Here is a 19,031-nt window from a genome sequence, read left to right as displayed (position 1 = left end):
CGGTTTCGCGGGGCAAAACCAGGCTCGCCCGGGTGCCGGATCGTTTTGCCCCGGGGATCGGTCATTTGTGACGGTTTCGCGGGGCAAAACCCTGCGGGGTGAGGGGCGCCGGTAACCTCGACACGCCCCTATGCGTGACTTCACAGCAGACATCCGCGACGTGCAACGTCGGCTCGACGAAGCCGAGTCGTACCTGTCGATCGCCGACAACCGCGAACGGTTCGCCGTGCTCGAAGCCGAGATCGCCGACCCTGCGCTCTGGGACGACCAGAACCGAGCCAAGAAGCTCAACGGCGAATACGCCAACCTCAAAGACGACCTCGAGACCTTCGACTCGCTTGCGACGCAGATCCAGGATGTCGAAGTGCTGCACGAACTCGCCCGGGAAGAGGACGACGAGTCGCAAGAACCCGAGATCGAGAACTCGATCAAGGCGGTCAGCGACAAGCTCGACTCGCTCGAGCTGCGCAGTCTCTTCACCGGCGAACACGACGACGCCGACTGCATCGTCCAGATCAACGCCAAAGACGGTGGCGTCGACGCACAGGACTTCTCCGAGATGTTGCTGCGCATGTACGAGAAGTGGTGCGAGCGGCGCGGGTTCACGATCAGCCTCAACGGTGTGAGCGAAGGCCAGGAAGCCGGCATCATGTCGGCCGAGGTCACGATCCAGGGCCGCTACGCCTACGGGCTCATGTCGGCCGAGCGCGGCACGCACCGCCTCGTGCGCATCAGCCCGTTCGACAACCAGGGCCGCCGCCAGACCTCGTTCGCGGCGGTGCAGGTGTGGCCGCTGCTCGAAGACGTCGACGTCGAGATCGACGAATCCGACATCGAGATGCAGGTGTTTCGCGCGTCGGGAGCCGGTGGTCAGCACATCAACAAGACCTCGTCGGCGGTGCGCTACATCCACCATCCGACCGGTCTCGTAGCGAGCTCGCAGGAAGAACGCAGCCAACTCCAGAACCGTGAGCGGGCGATGGGTCGACTCAAGTCGATGATCGCTGCCAAGGCGGAGGAAGACCGTCAGGCCGAACTCGACGCGATCGCCGGGAAGCAGGCGCAGGTCGGTTGGGGCAGTCAGATCCGGTCGTACGTGATGCAGCCGTACCAGATGGTCAAAGACCTGCGCACCGAGATCGAGACCGCCAACGTGAGCGCCGTGTTCGACGGAGACATCGACCAGTTCATCGAAGGGTTCCTGCAGAACAAGCGGGCCCACGCCGACGACGAAGACTGAGTGTCGTCGCCCTCGGCCGGTCACCATGCTCCGGCGCCGGTAACACGCGTCACGTCGGGGTGCCACGTTTGGGTGACCGCTGAGCGGTACTGTTTTCCAGCCTCGGCAATGGGGCGGACTTCACCATGATTCGACTCGAAAACGTCACCAAGAGCTACTCCTCCGATGTCATCGCGTTGAAAGACGCCAGCTTCGATGTCGCCAAGGGAGAGTTCGTGTTCCTCGTCGGCCCCTCGGGTTCCGGCAAGAGCACACTGCTGCGGATGCTCAACCGTCAGGAGCGTCCCGAACGTGGGGCGGTCTGGGTGGCGGGCCGCAACATCGTCGACCTGCCCGGCGGCCGCGTGCCGCTGCTGCGACGAAACATCGGCAACATCTTCCAGGACTACAAGCTCCTGCTCGAGAAGAACGTGTTCGAGAACGTCGCCTTCGCTCAGGAGGTGATCGGTCGGCCGAAGCACGTCATCAAGCAGCAGGTGCCCGCCGTGCTCGACCTCGTCGGCCTCGCAGGCAAGGAAGAGCGACTTCCGAACCAACTCTCGGGTGGTGAGCAGCAGCGTGTGTCGATCGCTCGCGCGTTCGTCAACCGGCCCCTGATCCTCCTCGCCGACGAGCCGACCGGCAACCTCGACCCGGCCACCGGTGAAGGCATCATGCGACTGCTCGACCGGATCAACAAGACCGGCACCACCGTGGTGATGGCCACACACGACCAACGCATCGTCAACACGATGCGCAAGCGCGTCATCCAGCTCGATCGCGGCATCATCGTGCGTGACCAGGCTCGCGGCGTCTACGAGTGATCTGAACCCATGCTTTCTCGCCTCCGATACATCTTCCGTGAAACGTTCGACAGCTTTCGCCGCAATGCGACGCTGACGATCGCGTCGATCATCACCGCCGCGATCTCGCTGCTCGGCGTGGGACTCACGTTCCTCAGCCAGCACGGGTTCGACAACCTGCTGCAGCGGTGGGAGGGCGGCGTCGAGATGATCGTGTTCATGCAGCCGGGGGTCACCGACGACCAGCTCGCGTTCATCGAGACCAACCTCACGGCCAACGCCGAGTTCATCGAGTCGTACGAGTACTGCAATGCCCAGTGTTCGCTCGACGAAGCGCAGCGCGTGCTCGCAGGGGAGCCCGGCATCCTCGACCTGCTGACGCTCGACAACATCCCGACGCAGTTCAAGGCGGTGCCGACCGACGGGACCGAGGTCGAACTGCTGCGCCTCGTGTCGGAGGCGTTCAGCACCGGCCCGGGTGTGCGTGAGGTCGCGTTCGCCGAAGACCAGATCACGCTGATCAGCCAGCTCCAAGGCTTCTTCGGGTTCCGACTGCTGTTGCTCTCGGGGTTCCTGCTGCTCGCTGCAGTCCTGCTGATCTGGAACACGATCCGCACGGCGATCTTCGCGCGCCGTCGCGAGATCGAGGTGATGAAACTCGTCGGCGCGACCGACTGGTTCATCCGGATTCCGTTCATGCTCGAAGGGCTGCTCCACGGGGTGATCGGTGGTGCGCTCGCGAGCGGTGGGCTCTGGATCTGGAACTCGCAGTGGACCAGCGGCGTCGAAGCGTTCCCGGAGAACAGCGGATTCGCCGCCCTCGTCATCACCGACGGCTACGACAAGCAGGTCATGTTGATCATGCTGGCCATCGGTGCGCTCGCCGGTGCGATCGGCTCCGGTATCGCCGCTAGCCGCTTCCTCGACGTCTGAGCCTTGCCACATCGCCCGGCTCGCCGCAGGGTCCCGGTCAATTGGTGTCAGACACCGGATGACGGGCTGTGGTCTCAGCGGCCGTTTCAGGGGCGTTCGCTTTCCTGGGGAGGGGGGTGAGTACGTACGGTGCGGGGATGAAGTATTCCGAGATCTTGTTCGACGTCGCTGATCACATCGCGACCATCACGCTGAACCGACCCGACCGGATGAACGCATTCACCGGCACGATGATGCGCGAGGTGATCGACGCGTTCGATCAGACCGACGCCGACGACGACGTGCGTGCCGTGATCGTCACCGGAGCCGGCCGAGCCTTCTGCGCCGGCGCCGACCTCGGTGCGGGCGGTTCGACGTTCGCGAAGGGTGGCAGCGACGTGCAGACCGACATCGGCGTGCCTCGTGACGGCGGTGGACTCACGAGCCTGCGCATCTACAACTCGAAGAAGCCGGTGATCGGCGCCATCAACGGAGCGTCGGTGGGCGTCGGGGTCACGATGACGCTGCCGATGGACATCCGCCTCGCCAGCGAGCACGCGAAGTTCGGGTTCGTGTTCGGCCGACGCGGCATCGTGCCCGAAGCGTGTTCGTCGTGGTTCCTGCCGCGTGTGGTCGGCATCAGCCAGGCGGTCGAGTGGTGCTACTCCGGGCGCGTGTTCCCGGCGCAGGAGGCGCTCGACGGGGGACTGGTGCGCAGTCTCCACGCTGCCGACGACCTGATCCCGGCCGCTCGGGTGATCGCCGCCGACATCGCCGAGAACTCGGCTCCGGTCTCGGTCGCGTTGACCCGCCAACTGATGTGGCGGATGCTCGGTGCCGACCACCCGATGGAAGCGCACAAGGCCGACTCGCGGGGCATCCTCGAGCGTGGTCGAAGCGCGGATGCGAAGGAAGGCGTCGAGAGCTTCCTCGAGAAGCGCGCCGCCAACTACACCAACCGAGTGAGCGACGAACTGCCCGATCTCTTCCCGGAATGGGTCGACCCAGAATTCTCCTGACTCGCTCTTGACGGGCTCACCGGCCGTGTTACGGTTTGATGACAGCGGTCGGATGTGTTCCCACCAATCAACATTGGCGGGCGGAGAACCGGAGTCCAGTTGTGAGCGAGCATCTGCCTCACTCGACGAGCTATCGCGGCCACGATGTGGTCGATCCGACGCACCGTCTCATCGGGACGATCAGCGACGTCGTGTTCGACGATCATGGTGACCCGCAGTGGGCGGTGGTCGACCTCGGTCTACTGCGGTCGTCGCACTATCTACCCGTGGCCAGCGGGTACATGACCGAGAGTGGCGAGTTCGTCGTGCCCTTCGACAAGAAGGTCGTCAAGAGCGCACCCAAGGTCGAACGCAACCACGTCGTCGACGCCACGGTGAGCCGAGAGCTGGAGCGCCATTACGAACTGACCTGAGCTGCCACCTCCGACGGGGTGGCCGATGCGGGTCGACATTCGTTCGAGGCGTGTCGGTCACGGTCGGCCACCCCGATTCTCGGCTTTCTTGAGAATTCGTCTCAAGGTTCTTGAATCTCGTCCCGATGAAAGGACTACGAGCGCATGCACGGGCAGCGCACATCCGACGAGAGAAGAACACCATGACGACGATGCTGATGGAACAACTCCGGAGCGGCGATGTGATCGAAGTCAAGACCGTGGCGAGCCACGACGACGTCATCACCGTGCTCGTGTTGCTCGCCACCGACGACTTCGTGATCCTCGATCCGTGTGACGACTCGACGCCGTTCGTGGTGCGAGCCGACGAACTGATCGAGTACCGCAAGTTCGACGTCGCCGACGTGCTCGGCATCAGCTGAACCGCCCCGAGGGCAGCAACCGGCATCACGTCGGCCCGCAGCCCGAACGATCTCCTCGACGCGATTTCTCCCCTTTGTCGCTTCGAGGACGAAGCAACGGTTTCACCGGAGCCCCCATCCGGTCGGACCAGTAGCGTGAGCGCCGTGAAATCAGATTCCACGGCGCTTTCGCTGTTTTCGAGGGTCGGTGGGATGAGCTTCTTCGAGCGCCTGGTCGACGCGTTCTACGAGGGCGTGGCCACCGACGAGGTGCTCTTGCCGCTCTACCCCGAGCAACCCGACCTGACGGGCGCTCGACATCGCCTCACGCTGTTTCTCGCGCAGTACTGGGGTGGGCCGACCACCTACATGGACGAGCGGGGCCACCCGAAGCTGCGGATGCGGCACATGCCGTTCCACGTCGGCCCGCTCGAACGCGATCGTTGGCTCGTGCACATGGCCGCCGCCGTCGAGCAGGTGTGCGCCGACGATGCGATCCCCGACGGCGTGGCCGACGAGCTGACCGCCTACTTCGTCCCCGCTGCCGAACACCTGCGCAACGACACCGGCCTGCCCATCTCGTCACGCCGACCCACCTGACCAGCCACCGGACGCTTTGTCTCAGAGACAAACCGTCCGGCGGGGTGTCGCTGAGAGGACGTAGGGGGCTCGCGCTAGCGTCGTCGCCATGTCGGTGATCGAGGTTCGAGACCTCCACAAGCACTACGGATCCAACCGTGCCGTCTACGGCATCTCGTTCGACGTTCGAGCCGGCGAGGTGTACGCCCTGCTCGGCGAGAACGGCGCCGGGAAGTCGACGACGGTCGAGATCCTCGAGGGCTACCGCGAGCGCACGAGCGGCTCCGTCAGCGTGCTCGGGGTCGACCCGGCCGGTGCCGGACGGGCGTGGCGAGATCGCATCGGCATCGTCCTCCAGTCGGCGGGCGTCGAGAGCGAGTTCACGGTGCGTGAGGTCATCGAGCTGTACGGCAGCTGTTACCGCAACCGGCGCACGGTCGACGAGGTCGTCGAACTGGTCGGCTTGGAGGAGAAGGTCGACGAACGAGTCGGGTCGCTGTCGGGCGGGCAGAAGCGCCGCATCGATCTCGCGCTCGGCATCGTCGGCCGCCCCGAACTGCTGTTTCTCGACGAGCCGACCACGGGCTTCGACCCGTCGGCTCGGCGCAAGTCGTGGGATCTCATCGAGGGGTTGGTCGATTCGGGCACCACCGTGCTGTTGACCACCCACTATCTCGACGAGGCCGAGCATCTCGCCGATCGCGTCGGCGTGCTGTCGGGCGGCTCGCTCATCGCAGAGGGCACACCGGCGCAGTTGATCGACGAGATCAGCGGCACGGTCGTCAGCTTCATGCTGCCCGACGACGTCGCCGCGTCCGACGCCGTCACGACGTTCGCTGCGGTGCTCGGTACCGAACCTCGGCTGTCGGGGCGGCTGGTCGAGGTGACCATCGATCACCCGACCCGGGCGGTGCACGCGCTCACCGGCTGGGCGCTCGACGCAGGCGTCGAACTCGAATCGCTGAGCGTGAAGCGAGCATCGCTCGAAGAGGTGTATCTCCAGCTCTCGTCGGAGGCCCCGGCATGAGCAACGACGGCTTTCCGTCCACCATCACGCAGATCGGTCGTCAGACTGCGTACCAACTGCGCTATTTCAAGCGTGTGCCGGTGGCGTTCTTCTTCACCCTCGTGCTGCCGCTGGTGATGCTGGTGCTGTTCAATGCGCTGTTCGGTGGCGCCGACATCGACACCGACGAGGGCACGTGGACCGCCGGTCAGTTCTACACCGGCGGACTCGCAGCGTTCACGGCGGTGTCGGCGACCTACACGAACCTGGCCAACATGGTGCCGATCCGGCGCGACGAGGGCGTGCTGAAGCGATGGCGCGGCACCCCGCTGCCGACGTGGATCCACATCGCCGGCTTCATCTGCTCGGCGGTCGTCATCGCCGCTGTCGGTGTCGTCGTGATGCTGGTGATGGGCGTGTTGTTCTACGACCTCGAGGTCGAGTTGGAGAAGATGCCGGCGGCCGTGGTCACGTTCCTCGTCGGGGTGGCGTCGTTCGCCGCGTTGGGCATGGCGGTCGCGGCCCTGATCAAGACAGCGGCGTCCGCGTCTGCCGTGGCCAACGCCACGATCCTGCCGCTCGCGTTCGTGTCGGACGTGTTCGTCGTGGTCAACGAACCACCCCGCTGGCTCGAGGTGCTGGGCAACATCTTCCCCCTCAAGCCGTTCGCCAACGCCTTCCAGGACTGCTTCACGCCGTTCGTCGAGGGATCGGCGTTCAGCCCGGGTCGTCTGGCGTTCGTGGCGGCATGGGGCGTCGTGGGCCTCGTCATCGCGGTCACTCGCTTCCGCTGGGAACCGAGTGGCGCCGCACCGAGAGGCCGCCGCTCCAAGGCCGACGCCGACGCCTGACCGACCTGGTTGTTTCCATCCCGGATGGAAATCACCAGGTTCGCGGAGCAAGTTGATTACATCGCTCCGGGAGCGACGTAATCAACTTTGGGTGGCGTCAGTTGTAGACGATGGTCTGGTGGCCGTGCACGGCCACTCGGTGCTCGAGGTGAGCGCGGACGGCCCGAGCCAAGACCACCGTCTCGACGTCGCGTCCTCGAGCGGTGAGCTCTGCCACGTTCTCGCGGTGGCTCACGTGGGTCGTGTCCTGCGAGATGATCGGACCCTCGTCGAGGTCGGCCGTGGCGTAGTGCGCCGTCGCCCCGATGAGCTTCACACCACGCTCGTGCGCCTGGCGATACGGGTTGGCCCCGATGAACGCCGGCAGGAACGAGTGGTGGATGTTGATGATCTTCATCGGGTAGTGCGACACGAAGTCGTCGGACAGGATCTGCATGTACCGAGCCATCACGACGAGGTCGACCTCGTACTCGGCGAGCGTGGCCAACACGGCGGCCTCCTGCTGCGGCTTCGTCTCTTTCGTCACCGGGAGGTGGACGAACGGCACGCCCATGTGGCCGGCGATGTCGGCGTGATCCGGGTGGTTGCTGATCACGACGCGCAGGTCCATCGGCATCTCGCCGCTGCGCCACCGGGTGAGGAGGTCGTACAGGCAGTGGCCCTGCTTCGAGCACATGATCGCCGTGGGGATCGGGGTCGACGAGTCGCGGAGATCGACCGTCATGTCGAGCTTGTCGGCCAACGGACGAATCGCGTCGAGGAGCGATTCGTGGGTCACGTCGCTGCGGACGAGATCGAACACGACTCGCTGGAAGAACACGCCGCCGTCGGCGTCGGCCTCGCGCTTGACGTACTGCTCGGCGTGCACGATGTTGCCGCCCTGATCGGCGATGAACTCGGCGGTCGCGGCGACGACACCCTGCTGATCAGGGCAGGAGAGAAGCAGAACGCTCGACATGCGCCCTGTCTATCCGCCTGAGCCGGTCGATCCGATCGATTCGTCAGGCGAAGTGGTCACCGCAGCGCCCAGCAGGTGATCGCCGACGCCGCAGCGGCGTTGAGCGAGTCGACACCTGCCGCCATCGGGATGCGCACCGGTGTGGCGAGCGCGAGCAACTCGTCGGTGAGACCGGCGCGTTCGGAGCCGATCAGGGCGGCGACCCGTTCGCCGGCGACGACGGTGTCGAGGTCGCGGGCCTCGGGGTTCGGGGTCATTCCGTACAGCTCGAACCCGTCGAGCTGAGCGAGTTCGGTGGCGAGGTTCATGGTGCGAGCGTGGGGGAGGGCGAATGCGGTGCCCATTGCGACCCGAAGCGATCGCCGGGCCAACGGGTCGGCGCTCGTGTGGTCGAGGATCAGGCCATCCCAGCCGAGCCCGGCAGCGTTGCGGATGATCGCACCGACGTTGGCCGGGTTGTCGACCGCTTCGAGCACGACGAGTCGTCGGCACCTCGCAGCCAATTCGGCGACCGACGGCCGACCAGGCCGTTCGAACAGGGCGATGATCGCCTGCGGCATGCCGAGCCCGGAGATGACCTTGCGGATCTGTGTGCCACCCGCGTAGACGGGTGCCTCGAACCGGTGCGCGACCTCGGGGACCCGGTCGGCGTCGACGAGCGCGGCCACCGGTACGCAGCCGGCGTCGAGGGCACGCTCCACCACCAGATCGCCTTCGGCGAGGAACATCCCGGCGCCGGCGTCATCCCGCTTCTCGGCTCGGCTCGCGAGTCCCCGCTCGTTGAGCCGGAACTGGGCGAAGCGCGGATCGTCGGGATCGTCGACGACGATGATCACGTCAGAAGTGGTACGGGTAGTCGGACCAGTCGGCATCGCGCTTCTCGAGGAAACTGTCGCGACCCTCGGCAGCCTCGTCGGTGCCGTACGCGAGCCGTGTCGCCTCGCCGGCGAAGATCTGCTGTCCGACGAGTCCGTCGTCGATCAGGTTGAACGAGTACTTGAGCATCCGTTGCGCCGTCGGGCTCTTCGCACAGATCGTGCGACCCCATTCGAGACCGACGCGTTCGAGGTCGGCGTGAGGCACCGAGCGGTTGACCGCGCCCATCTGGAACATCTGGTCGGCCGAGTAGGTCTCGCCCAGGAAGAAGATCTCGCGGGCGAACTTCTGCCCGACCTGTCGAGCGAGATACGCCGAACCGAACCCGCCGTCGAAGCTCGCGACGTCGGCATCGGTCTGCTTGAAACGAGCGTGTTCGGTACTCGCCAACGTGAGGTCGGCGACGACGTGGAGCGAGTGGCCGCCACCCGCGGCCCACCCGTTGACGAGGCAGATGACGACCTTCGGCATGAAGCGGATGAGCCGCTGGACTTCGAGGATGTGCAGACGCCCGGCCTTGCCCGGCTCGATCGATGCGGCTGTTGTGCCAAGCGAGCCGTCGTCGCCGTCGGCCTGCGTGTACTTGTAGCCGTCTTTACCGCGGATGCGCTGGTCGCCGCCGGAGCAGAAGGCCCAGCCGCCATCCTTCGATGACGGGCCGTTGCCGGTGAGGAGGACGCAGCCGACGTCGGTCGACATGCGAGCGTGATCGAGCGCCCGATACAACTCGTCGACCGTGTGGGGGCGAAAGGCGTTGCGTACTTCCGGCCGATCGAAGGCGATCCGCACCACGCCGGAGTCCCGACCTTCGCCGCGTGCTCGGTGATAGGTGATGTCGGTGAAGTCGAACCCGGGAACCTCGTCCCACAGTTCCGGGTCGAAGATCTCGGACACGTCGTTGCTGGCCACGCCGTCGGTACTCATCGACCCAGTCTGCCCGCTCGGCGGTGATCGCCACCATGTCCGCTCCGGGCGAGGAGCCAGACCGGTCGCCCATGTAGCTTTCGGGCATGCCGCATCCAGCCCTCACCGGTGAGTCGACCTCCATCGCAGGTTCGGGAGCAGTCGCGCCAACCGTCAACCAGATGGGAGCGCAACGATGAGTTCGCTCGGCATCTTCGGGGTCACCGGTCTTCCCGAGATCACCGCAGGCATGGACCTGGCCGAGATGATTCATGCCTCGGCGGCCGAGCAGGGCGATCCGCTCGCCGATGGCGACATCGTGATCGTCACGTCGAAGATCGTCTCGAAGGCAGAAGGGTGCACGGTCGAACTCGCCGACATCACGCCGTCCGAGTTCGCCGAACGGTGGTCGGCGAAGTGGGAGAAGGACCCGCGGGTGACCGAAGTGGTACTCCGTGAGTCCAAGCGGGTGATCCGTCAGATCGGGCCGGTGCTCATCACCGAGACACACCACGGCTTCTGCTGCGCGAACTCCGGTGTCGATCAGTCGTCGTCGGGTGCCGCCGGCCGCATCCTCACGCTGCCCGTCGACCCCGACGCGACATGTCGAGCGCACCGCGCTCGTTTCGCCGAACTCGGCGTCGACGTCGCCGTCATCATGTCCGACACGTTCGGTCGGCCGTGGCGTGAAGGGCAGACCGACATCGCCATCGGCATCGCCGGCATGAACCCGTTGTTCAGCTACATCGGTCAGACCGATCCGCACGGCCACGAGTTCCACGTGCAGGAGATCTGCACCGCCGACGAACTCGCCGCAGCCGGCGAGCTGGTCAAGGGCAACACGAGTCGGGTGCCGGTTGCCGTGATCCGCGGGTTCGACTGGGAGCGAGACGACACCGCCTCCATGGCCCCCGTGCTCCGCGACTCCGAACGCGACCTCTTCCGCTGAGGCGAGCCAGCTTCGCCGTCGACTGCGTTGCGTGAGCTCGTCATTGAACACCACTCAACGTCCTCGCCACGCGCCTTGTCGACGACGAACCGTGATCTCGCCTCAGAGGACTGTCGTCGAGGCGAGCCAGCTTCGCCGTCGACTGCGTTGCGTGAGCTCGTCAGCCGACGAGGTCGGAGGCGATGTGGTACCAGAAGTTGGCGGCGAGGCCGAGCGACTCGACGTCGATGCGTTCGTTGTGCCCGTGGAACCGGGATCCGAAGGTGGCGAAGTCGACGTTCTGTGAGAACAGTCCGGCGCCGTAGGCCGTGCGCCCGCGCTCGCGGTAGAACCGAGCATCGGTGCCGCCGACGATGAGCCCCGGGACGAGTTGGGCATCGGGGTAGGCGACCTGCGTGTGCTTCTCCAAGGCATCCCACAGCGGCGTGCCGGTGCCGAAGGGGGAACTCGTCGGATTCGAACTCTGGAGGGTGTCGATCTCGACGTGGTCGAACATGTCGCCGAGGGCCTCGCGCAGGTGACCGATCACGTCTTCCTGCGTGGTGCCGGGCACGGTGCGGATGTCGACGTTGATGTCGACGACGTCGGGAATGATGTTGGTCTTCGTGCCACCGTCGACCATGTTGGGTGAGAACGTCGTGTGCGTGTGGGCATGACACGTGCGGGCGATCGGCGTGGGGAGCGACGCGATCGTGTCCCACACCCGGGCCGGGTCGAGGAGCGCCTCGCGGATCTCGTCGCTGAGCTTCATGCTCGCCACTTGGGCCGCCCACACGTCGTCGAGCAGCGGCGACGGGCGGTACTCGGTGAGGCGGCGCACGACTTCAGCGGCCTTGATGACCGCGTTGTCGGCACCGAACGGCATCGAACCGTGGCCCGGGGTTCCCTTGACGCGGATGCGACGCCAGGCGATCCCCTTCTCGTTCACGTTCACCGTGATGTGGCGCACCCCGTCGGGGGACATGCTCGACCAGCCGCCGAGTTCGGTCAGCACGTAGTCGGCGTCGATGGCGTCCCAGTGGTGTTCGGCCATCCACTCGGCACCCCACACGCCGCCGGCTTCCTCGTCGGCGACTCCGAAGTAGATGAGGTCACCCTTCGGCTTGAACCCTTCGTTGGCGAGCTGTCGGAACGCGACGGCCATCGACGAGGTGAGGTTGAGCATGTCGATCGCTCCACGGCCCCAGACCTCTCCGTCGATGAGTTCGCCACCGAAGGGGTCTTCCTTCCAGCCCGACGGTGTGACCGGGACGACGTCGGTGTGGCCCATGAGGCACAGCGACGGGGCGTCGGGGTCGGAGCCGGCGATGCGGGCGACCATCGAGTCTCGGCCGGGTCGCGGCGTGTAGGTCTCGATGTCGACACCGGGACCTTCGAGGTACTGCACGAGCGTGTCGGAGTTTCGGGTCTCGCCACCGGTGTCGCCGGTGCCGTCGTTGACGCATTCGTTGCGGATGAGTGTCTGCAACAGCTCGGTCGTGGGGCCTTCGAATTCTTCAGCAGTCGCCATGCGCCGAAGCTACCCGACGCACTGTTGACCGAAGTCGACAGGTGACCGACGCGACCGCTCCCCGGTTCGGCGAGCGGACACCGGGTCAGGCGAGCGGATCGGGGCGGCCGATCCCGGTGAGCACTGCCTGCCACACCTGATCGACCTGCGCTGCGCCGAGCGAACCGGGTGGGAGCATCATCAGCCACTGTTCGAGGCGTTGACCTTCGACGGCGACCAGGCCTTCGGTGACGGCGATTCCGGCCGGCCGATCGGGAACGGGGGTCCCCCAGTAGACCTTGGCGAGCAGCTTGCACGGCACGCCGACCGCGCTGGTGACGTCGTCGAGTTCGCCACGGGTGATCGCGGCGTTGGCCATCACCTGGGCGGCGTTGCTCTGCGCTTCGACCGCCTCGAGCGACGGCCGGTCGGCCATGATCGTCTCGATCGCGATCGGCCCGCACGGGCCGATGACGACGTGGTCGATGTTGCCGAGTGACTTCTCGCCGATCTCGAACACCACACGCCACGGAGGATGGGGCATCGAACGCAGTCGCTCGGAGGTGAGGCGGGCGCCGGGAAGCGACCGTTCGGAGTCGCCCGGCTGCATGTCGGCCATCTTCTTCGTGTACCACCAGTAGAACCCGGCCATGACGAACATGACGATGAACAACGGGATCAGGATTCGCACTACCACGCCTCTGTATTTCAGCACCTGCGGGCGTCCGGGGTGTGGATGCCCGCAGTGCGAGCGGGTCGGGGCCGGTCAGCCGAGTCGGCGAATCGGGCCGTCGTCGTCGGGACGATCGACGAGGCGCACGGTGAGATCGGTGACGATCGCCGACCCGGCCGACACGATGACCGGGTTGAGGTCGAGCACGTCGATGTCGGCGTGGTCGGCGCAGAGCTGAGACGACTGCACGATGGTGTCGACGAGCGGTGACGGGTCGAACCCGGCGTCGGCGAGTGCTTGGCCGACCAGGGTCTCGGTGAGCATCGCAGCGGCGCTCGACGGCGAGATCGGTGCCAGTCGATCGGACCGGTCGCCGATCACGTCGGCGTCGACGCCGCCGTAGCCGACGCTCACGATCGCGCCCAGTCGGTCGTCGTGCGTGCACTTGATACGCACCGTGATGCCCGGCGAGGTCATCCGTTGGACGACGAAGCGATCGGCGGCGTTGCCGAGCGACTCGTTCATCACCGCGATGGCATCGGTGACGTCATCGGCGTTGTTGAGGTCGAGCGCGATGCCCGAGCGTGCCGATCGACCGGGTTGGCGGTGGACTGCCTTGACCGCGACGGGGTAGCCGAGCCGTTCGGCCACGTCGGTCGCGCGTGCCGCCGGCGTCTCCTCGGCTCCGGCGACGGCGATGCCGTAGGTGGAGAGCAACTGGATCGCCGGACCGACGCCGAGTTCGATCTCGTTGCCCTCGGCGGCGTCGAGCGCCTGGCTGATGAGCGCCTTGGCGCGAGCCGGGTCGACCGGACGGTGAGTGATCGTGGTGTCGGCCTCGGTGGCGAGCCAGCCGCCGTAGGCGAACGACGCGCCGAGCGCAGCAGCGGCGGCCTCGGGGAACGCGAACCCCGGAACCTCGGAGTCGGGTGCGATGGGTCCGTCGGTCGAGCCGATCATGACGGCGACGACCGGCTTCGAGGCGCCTCGCGCAGCGTCGGTGATGGTCTTCGACATCAACGACTCGTGCGCGGGGATCGACGGCGCATAGATCACGAACACGGCGTCGATCTCGGGATCGTCGAGCGCGCTCGACATCGCGTCGCCGTACTCGTCGGTGCTCGACTGCCAGTCGAGACCGGCGGTCGACTCGACCGGCGACATGCCGGCCGCTCTGAGCGCGGCCATAGCGAGCGTGCCCGGGCTCACCGAGTTGGTGAGCACTGCGACCGACGGCCCCCGCATCGTGGGCTGGTAGGCGAGCACACGGGCAGCGTCGAGCAGCGCGTGCACCGACGGCACTTCGATCAGTCCGGCCTGCTGGTAGAGCGCGCTGCCCATCGGCCCGTCGGCGGCGGCGCCGGTACGGACGGCGACGATCGGACGCTTGCGGCCGGCGCGTCGGGCGATCCGCGCGAACTTGCGCGGGTTGCCGAAGGTCTCGGTGTACAGACCGATCACCTTCGTGTTGTCGTCGTCCTCCCAGAACTGGAGCAGGTCGTTGGCCGAGACGTCGGACTTGTCGCCGAGCGACACGAACCACGACAGGCCCAGATCGAGATCGCGAGCGCGTCGCAGCAGCGACGCGCCGAGGGTGCCCGACTGCATGGAGATGGCGACTCGTCCCGGCGGGAGCGACACGTCGACGAGCGAGGCCTGGAGCGCCGACCCGGCGTGGAGCGACGCGACGCCCATGCTGTTCGGGCCGATGATGCGCAGACCGTTGCGGCGGGCGCGGGCGACGATGGACGCGATGTCGATCTGCGGCCCCTTCGGGCCGTTGATGATGGTGACGATGACGGCGCCACGCATGCGCTTGGCGATGCACGCGTCGATCGTCGACTCGAGCGACTTGGGTGGCACGGCGATGATCGCGAGCGAGACGTCGTCGGGCAGGTCGTCGACCGAGCCGTAGCACCGGCGGCCGTCGAGGTCTTCGAGCCGCGGGTTGACCGGGTACACCGGTACCGCAGCGCTGTCGCGGAGGTGGGTCCACAGTTGGTGGCCGATGGTGTCGACCCGGTCGGATGCGCCGACCATGGCGATGGCCCGGGGGAGGAGCACCCGCGCGACCGCTCGGGAGTCGGCGCGCTGCTCGCGCCGTTCGACGCTGTCGAGGAACTCGTCGGTGGTGGCCAGCTCCCAGTCGAGGTCGACGACGCCCGAATCGAATCGGCGTTCGAGCGGCCAACCGGCTTTGGCGAACACGGCGAGCATGCCGCGGTTGTCGGCGAGCACTTCGGCCGTGAACCGGGTGATGCCGTTGGTTCGGGCGATCGCCGCGAGATGTTCGAGCAGCAGCGTGGCGATGCCGCGCCCGTGGTGTGCATCGTCGACCATGAACGCGGCCTCGGCCTCGTTTCGACCGGTCCAGCGTTCGTAGCTCGCCCAGGCGACCAGCTCGTCGTGCAGCTCGACGGCCAGCGCAACGCGGTCGACCATGTCGACGGTGGTGAAGTGCTCGAGCTCGGCGCGGGTGAGTGACGGTTTGGGGGAAAAGAAGCGGCGGTAGAGGCTCTCGGGCGATTGACGTTCGTGGAAGGCGAGCAGCGCGTCCTGATCCTCGGGCACGAGGGGGCGGATGTAGGCGGACTCGCCGTCGCCGAGGACGACGGACGTCGCCCAGCGAGACGTGGTTGCTTCGGAACTCATGCTGGCGGCCTCACCGTGCCAGCATGGCACTGTCGAGCGTGGAAAGTATGGTGCACCTGTGGATCAACCGATCGCCGTCTTCAGCGCCGCCGAGCTCGACGAACACGTCGAGCCCGATGGTCACCCCGAGCGGCGAGGCCGCCTCGACGCCTCGCTCGCTGGGATCCCGGCCGCGGGGCTCGGCGACGCCGTTCGACAGGTGGAGCCGCGTCTCGCGACGCACGCCGAACTCGAACGCGTGCACGCCCCCGCCCACGTTCGTCGGGTCGAAGCGATCTGCGCTGCTGGCGGCGGGCACCTCGACGCCGACACCTACGCGGCAGCCGGCTCGTTCACCACGGCGCGCCGGGCGGCCGGGGCCGTGCTCGATGCGGTCGATGCGCTGGCGAACGACGAGTGCGACATCGCCTTCGCCGCCAGTCGGCCCCCCGGTCATCACGCGGTCGCCGACAGCGCGATGGGGTTCTGTCTGTTCAACAACGTGGCGGTCGCGGCGGCGTCGCTGGTCGACCGTGGTGAGCGGGTGGCGATCGTCGACTGGGACGTGCACCACGGCAACGGCACGCAAGACATCTTCTACGACGATCCGAACGTGTTGTACGTGTCGACGCACGAGTCGCCGCTGTACCCGGGCACGGGGCGCGCCGACGAGACCGGCGGCCCCAACGCGCCGTTCTCCAACCTCAACCTGCCCGTACCGAGGGGCACCCGCGGCGACGTGTTCCGCGAGATGTTCGACGAGGTGATCGTGCCGGTGATCGAGCGGTTCGCTCCGACGTGGCTGATCATCTCGGCCGGCTTCGACGCACACCGCAACGATCCGCTGGCCGGCCTCGAGCTCTCGTCGGCCGACTACGGCGACCTCGCGCTGCGGCTCCAACGGCTGGTGCCGGCACGCCGAACGCTGGTCGCGCTCGAGGGTGGCTACGACTTCGAAGCGCTGTCGTTGTCGACCGGCGTGGTGTTGAGCTCGCTCGTCGGGGAGTCGTACCGCCCCGAAGCGGCGTCGACCGGCGACATCGGCCGTCCGACGATCGTGGCGGCCAAGCAACGCTGGGAGATCTGACCGCCTGATCGGTGGCGGCTCCGGGTCACGACGACCGGTTGGGGCGACCGGCGGCGATGCCGAGGTCGGTGGCGATCGCCGGGATCACGAGGTCGCACACGGCACCGCCTGTCGAGCGGGCGTCACCGGCGATCGTGGCCGAGATCACGGTGTCGCCGCCATCGAGCCACCACGTGCACGCCTTGGCGCCGTCGACGGTGCCGGTGTGGCCGAAGCCGTACTGGTCGACGAACACACCGCGCCGGACGATCTCGACGTCGGCGTCGGTGAGTCGGCCGACCGCGAGGGCGAGATCATCGGTCGACACCACGAGCGTGCCCGCTCCACCGAGCCGCGAGAGGCGCTGGACGCCTGCGCCGTGCGGGTGGGGCATGTCGCCCGGGAGGAGCCCGTCGAGCGTGAGGTGGACGCCGTCGGCGCCCACCGGGTCGAAGACCAACTGTTGCACGGCCTCGTCGAGCGGCAGCCCGGTGCGGGCTTCGATCACCATGCCGAGCAGGCAGTAGTTCCCGTTCGAGTAGGTCCAGGTTCCGCGGTGTCCGCGTGGGGGAGAGCTCACGAGTGGGACGATGTGTTCTTCGCAGCGCGCCCCGCCGGTGAACCAGGTCGACCTGGCGACGGGCACGCCCGCCGAGTGGTTCATCAACTCCCACAGCGTCACGTCGGTCCAGCCGTTGCCGGGCCAGATGCCGATCTCGCCCCACGGGACCGGTTCGGCGACGTCGATCAGTCCCTGTTGATGGAGCCGGGCGAGCGCCACTCCGAGCACCAGTTTGCTGACGCTGGCCACGACGAACGGCGTGTCGCCGGTGGCCGGGCTGCCGTCGACGGTGAGGCCGGTCGCTCGCGACACGACGAGTTCGCCACCGCGCACGACCGAGAGGGAGGCGCCGACGTTGTTGGCGGCGAGACGATCGAATGCTGCGTTGGTCGCCCCGAAGCTCGGGTCGACGGGTGCACGATCCGGGGCCTCGGCTGCGGGGATCGGCTCGACGGGGACGAGCGGTGGCAACGTGGTCGTGGTGGGCGCCGGGACGGTCGTGGGCGCCGTCGTGGTCGATGCCGGTGCCACGAGCACGGTGGTGACGGGCGCGGTGGTGGCCGGCACGGTGGTCGTGTCTGTCGTGTCGGCCGTGGTGGTGGTCGTCGACGCGTCATCGGGGCTCGCAGTGGTCGACGGCGTGTCGGTCGCGGCGAGGGTCGGCTCGGTCGGTGGAACCGGGTCGTCGCGACCGAACGAGGCGTCGACCGACGCGTTGCTCGAACCACAGGCGCTCGTGAGCAGGGCGACGGCGAGCAGGATCACACCCCCTCGACGCAGGCCCCGACCACTCACGCAGCGAAGGGTACTGGCGCGGCACCGGCTACTGTCCGCGCCATGCGAAGCCGACGGCGAGCGATTGCGGTGACGCTCGCGGCAGCGTTCGTGGCCGCCGGTTGCTCGGGCAGCGGCGACACGGCATCCGACGCCCGCTCGCTGACGCGAGGCCCGGAGCGCATCGACTACGGCGATCACCCCGACACGTACGGCGAGCTGTGGTTGCCCATCGACGACGACGGTCCCGACCCGGAAGGCGTGCCGGTCGTGGTGCTGATCCACGGCGGGTTCTGGCGTGACGGGTTCGCGCTCGATCTCATGGACCCGCTGGTGCCGTCGCTGCTCGACGAAGGGTTCGCCGTGTGGAACATCGAGTACCGGCGGGTCGGTGCGGGAGGCGGATATCCCCAGACGTTCGTCGACGCTGCCGCGGCCATCGACGTGTTGGCCGATCTGCCCGAGCGGTTCGATGGTGTGCTCGACCTCGGCGACGTGGCCACGGTGGGCCACTCGGCAGGCGGGCATCTCGCCGTGTGGCTCGCGAGCAGGCGGCTGCTCCCGGTCGGGGTCCCCGGTGTCGATCCCGAAGTGATTCCGGAGACGGCCGTGTCACAGGCCGGCGTGCTCGACCTCATCGGATGCGTCGACGAGGGAATCGGCGGGACCGCGTGCACAGATCTCGTCGGTGCGTTGCCCGGGGACGACCCGGTGCGGTATGCGCAGACGTCGCCGGCGGAGCTGCAGCCGATCGAGGCAGAGGTGATCGCCGTGCACGGTGCCGACGATCGGATCGTGCCCGTCTCGCAGTCGGAGACCTACGTCGAACGGGCCACAGCGGCGGGGTCGACCGCTCGCCTCGTGGTGGTCGACGGCGCCGACCACTTCTCGAACCTCGACCCGACACATCCGGCGTGGCGAGCCGTGATCGATGCGCTCACGAGGTGAGCGCATCGACCATCGGATCG

19 protein-coding genes are annotated in these 19,031 nt (G+C 67.1%); 12 read left to right on the top strand and 7 right to left on the bottom strand.

Features of this window, described 5'->3' with window-relative positions:
• Positions 1-130 precede the first annotated feature (130 nt).
• The 9 genes from prfB to YM304_RS14175 all read left to right on the top strand — a co-directional run bounded on the left by prfB (position 131) and on the right by YM304_RS14175 (position 7,182).
• Positions 131-1,240 carry a peptide chain release factor 2 gene (prfB, locus tag YM304_RS14215; RefSeq protein ID WP_015442394.1) on the top strand — a complete coding sequence of 370 codons (1,110 nt, stop codon included), beginning with the start codon at positions 131-133 and terminating at the stop codon, positions 1,238-1,240.
• Positions 1,241-1,365: 125 nt separating this feature from the next.
• Positions 1,366-2,043, top strand: a complete 678-nt coding sequence (gene ftsE, locus YM304_RS14210) for a cell division ATP-binding protein FtsE (protein WP_015442393.1) — start codon at positions 1,366-1,368, stop codon at positions 2,041-2,043.
• A 9-nt stretch (positions 2,044-2,052) separates the two neighbouring features.
• Positions 2,053-2,955, top strand: a complete 903-nt coding sequence (locus tag YM304_RS14205; protein ID WP_015442392.1) for a cell division protein FtsX — start codon at positions 2,053-2,055, stop codon at positions 2,953-2,955.
• A 137-nt stretch (positions 2,956-3,092) separates the two neighbouring features.
• On the top strand, positions 3,093-3,953 hold the full coding sequence (locus YM304_RS14200) for a crotonase/enoyl-CoA hydratase family protein (protein ID WP_015442391.1): 861 nt from the start codon (positions 3,093-3,095) through the stop codon (positions 3,951-3,953).
• A 101-nt stretch (positions 3,954-4,054) separates the two neighbouring features.
• Positions 4,055-4,366 carry a PRC-barrel domain-containing protein gene (locus tag YM304_RS14195; protein ID WP_015442390.1) on the top strand — a complete coding sequence of 104 codons (312 nt, stop codon included), beginning with the start codon at positions 4,055-4,057 and terminating at the stop codon, positions 4,364-4,366.
• Between the two features lie 182 nt (positions 4,367-4,548).
• Positions 4,549-4,767, top strand: a complete 219-nt coding sequence (locus tag YM304_RS14190; RefSeq protein ID WP_041298321.1) for a hypothetical protein — start codon at positions 4,549-4,551, stop codon at positions 4,765-4,767.
• Positions 4,768-4,959: 192 nt separating this feature from the next.
• On the top strand, positions 4,960-5,346 hold the full coding sequence (locus tag YM304_RS14185; RefSeq protein WP_051071439.1) for a globin: 387 nt from the start codon (positions 4,960-4,962) through the stop codon (positions 5,344-5,346).
• A gap of 88 nt (positions 5,347-5,434) precedes the next feature.
• On the top strand, positions 5,435-6,352 hold the full coding sequence (locus YM304_RS14180) for an ABC transporter ATP-binding protein (RefSeq protein WP_015442387.1): 918 nt from the start codon (positions 5,435-5,437) through the stop codon (positions 6,350-6,352).
• Complete coding sequence (locus tag YM304_RS14175; RefSeq protein WP_015442386.1) at positions 6,349-7,182, top strand: ABC transporter permease; 834 nt, start codon at positions 6,349-6,351, stop codon at positions 7,180-7,182. Before YM304_RS14180 ends, YM304_RS14175 begins: the two co-directional genes overlap by 4 nt.
• A 97-nt stretch (positions 7,183-7,279) precedes the next feature.
• On the opposite strand, the gene purU is transcribed toward YM304_RS14175, so the two are convergent.
• The 3 genes from purU to YM304_RS14160 are packed head-to-tail and all read right to left on the bottom strand — an operon-like array spanning position 7,280 to position 9,940.
• Entirely contained in the window at positions 7,280-8,140 is an 861-nt protein-coding gene (gene purU, locus YM304_RS14170) for a formyltetrahydrofolate deformylase (RefSeq protein ID WP_015442385.1), read from the bottom strand.
• Between the two features lie 56 nt (positions 8,141-8,196).
• Positions 8,197-8,976, bottom strand: coding sequence for a TrmH family RNA methyltransferase (locus tag YM304_RS14165; RefSeq protein ID WP_015442384.1), 780 nt, complete (start codon positions 8,974-8,976; stop codon positions 8,197-8,199).
• A gap of 1 nt (position 8,977) precedes the next feature.
• A complete protein-coding gene (locus YM304_RS14160; RefSeq protein ID WP_041298320.1) occupies positions 8,978-9,940 on the bottom strand; it encodes a 1,4-dihydroxy-2-naphthoyl-CoA synthase in 963 nt (320 codons plus the stop codon).
• A 175-nt stretch (positions 9,941-10,115) separates the two neighbouring features.
• Between YM304_RS14160 and cofE the strand changes: the two genes are divergently transcribed.
• On the top strand, positions 10,116-10,868 hold the full coding sequence (gene cofE / locus YM304_RS14155) for a coenzyme F420-0:L-glutamate ligase (protein ID WP_015442382.1): 753 nt from the start codon (positions 10,116-10,118) through the stop codon (positions 10,866-10,868).
• A 160-nt stretch (positions 10,869-11,028) separates the two neighbouring features.
• Here cofE and YM304_RS14150 read toward each other — a convergent pair whose 3' ends face one another.
• From YM304_RS14150 to YM304_RS14140, 3 genes are all read right to left on the bottom strand, one after another.
• On the bottom strand, positions 11,029-12,378 hold the full coding sequence (locus YM304_RS14150) for a M20/M25/M40 family metallo-hydrolase (RefSeq protein WP_015442381.1): 1,350 nt from the start codon (positions 12,376-12,378) through the stop codon (positions 11,029-11,031).
• Positions 12,379-12,463: 85 nt separating this feature from the next.
• Positions 12,464-13,048 carry an NERD domain-containing protein gene (locus tag YM304_RS14145; RefSeq protein WP_041298319.1) on the bottom strand — a complete coding sequence of 195 codons (585 nt, stop codon included), beginning with the start codon at positions 13,046-13,048 and terminating at the stop codon, positions 12,464-12,466.
• A 75-nt stretch (positions 13,049-13,123) separates the two neighbouring features.
• Positions 13,124-15,682: a bifunctional acetate--CoA ligase family protein/GNAT family N-acetyltransferase gene (locus tag YM304_RS14140; RefSeq protein WP_015442379.1), complete on the bottom strand. Its 2,559-nt coding sequence runs from the start codon at positions 15,680-15,682 to the stop codon at positions 13,124-13,126.
• A 58-nt stretch (positions 15,683-15,740) separates the two neighbouring features.
• Here YM304_RS14140 and YM304_RS14135 point away from each other — a divergent pair, with 58 nt between their 5' ends.
• Positions 15,741-16,748 carry a histone deacetylase family protein gene (locus tag YM304_RS14135; protein ID WP_015442378.1) on the top strand — a complete coding sequence of 336 codons (1,008 nt, stop codon included), beginning with the start codon at positions 15,741-15,743 and terminating at the stop codon, positions 16,746-16,748.
• Positions 16,749-16,773: 25 nt separating this feature from the next.
• On the opposite strand, the gene YM304_RS14130 is transcribed toward YM304_RS14135, so the two are convergent.
• The gene (locus YM304_RS14130) at positions 16,774-18,084 is read right to left on the bottom strand and encodes a serine hydrolase domain-containing protein (RefSeq protein WP_154723464.1); all 1,311 of its coding nucleotides are present in this window, start codon (positions 18,082-18,084) and stop codon (positions 16,774-16,776) included.
• A gap of 42 nt (positions 18,085-18,126) precedes the next feature.
• Here YM304_RS14130 and YM304_RS14125 point away from each other — a divergent pair, with 42 nt between their 5' ends.
• A complete protein-coding gene (locus YM304_RS14125) occupies positions 18,127-19,011 on the top strand; it encodes an alpha/beta hydrolase family protein (protein ID WP_015442376.1) in 885 nt (294 codons plus the stop codon).
• The last annotated feature ends 20 nt before the right edge of the window (positions 19,012-19,031 follow it).

The sequence above is a fragment of the Ilumatobacter coccineus YM16-304 genome, assembly GCF_000348785.1.
Taxonomy (GTDB): Bacteria; Actinomycetota; Acidimicrobiia; order Acidimicrobiales; family Ilumatobacteraceae; genus Ilumatobacter_A; species Ilumatobacter_A coccineus.
The sequence above is the reverse complement of the archived record's forward strand: the minus strand, read 5'-3'. Positions and strand labels throughout refer to the sequence as shown.

Excerpts from the sequence above, each read along its gene's own strand:
- prfB (WP_015442394.1), top strand. The coding sequence starts at position 131 with ATGCGTGACTTCACAGCAGACATCCGCGACGTGCAACGTCGGCTCGAC.
- ftsE (WP_015442393.1), top strand. The coding sequence starts at position 1,366 with ATGATTCGACTCGAAAACGTCACCAAGAGCTACTCCTCCGATGTCATC.
- YM304_RS14205 (WP_015442392.1), top strand. The coding sequence starts at position 2,053 with ATGCTTTCTCGCCTCCGATACATCTTCCGTGAAACGTTCGACAGCTTT.
- YM304_RS14200 (WP_015442391.1), top strand. The coding sequence starts at position 3,093 with ATGAAGTATTCCGAGATCTTGTTCGACGTCGCTGATCACATCGCGACC.
- YM304_RS14190 (WP_041298321.1), top strand. The coding sequence starts at position 4,549 with ATGACGACGATGCTGATGGAACAACTCCGGAGCGGCGATGTGATCGAA.
- YM304_RS14185 (WP_051071439.1), top strand. The coding sequence starts at position 4,960 with ATGAGCTTCTTCGAGCGCCTGGTCGACGCGTTCTACGAGGGCGTGGCC.
- YM304_RS14180 (WP_015442387.1), top strand. The coding sequence starts at position 5,435 with ATGTCGGTGATCGAGGTTCGAGACCTCCACAAGCACTACGGATCCAAC.
- YM304_RS14175 (WP_015442386.1), top strand. The coding sequence starts at position 6,349 with ATGAGCAACGACGGCTTTCCGTCCACCATCACGCAGATCGGTCGTCAG.
- purU (WP_015442385.1), bottom strand. The coding sequence starts at position 8,140 with ATGTCGAGCGTTCTGCTTCTCTCCTGCCCTGATCAGCAGGGTGTCGTC.
- YM304_RS14160 (WP_041298320.1), bottom strand. The coding sequence starts at position 9,940 with ATGAGTACCGACGGCGTGGCCAGCAACGACGTGTCCGAGATCTTCGAC.
- cofE (WP_015442382.1), top strand. The coding sequence starts at position 10,116 with ATGAGTTCGCTCGGCATCTTCGGGGTCACCGGTCTTCCCGAGATCACC.
- YM304_RS14150 (WP_015442381.1), bottom strand. The coding sequence starts at position 12,378 with ATGGCGACTGCTGAAGAATTCGAAGGCCCCACGACCGAGCTGTTGCAG.
- YM304_RS14140 (WP_015442379.1), bottom strand. The coding sequence starts at position 15,682 with ATGAGTTCCGAAGCAACCACGTCTCGCTGGGCGACGTCCGTCGTCCTC.
- YM304_RS14125 (WP_015442376.1), top strand. The coding sequence starts at position 18,127 with ATGCGAAGCCGACGGCGAGCGATTGCGGTGACGCTCGCGGCAGCGTTC.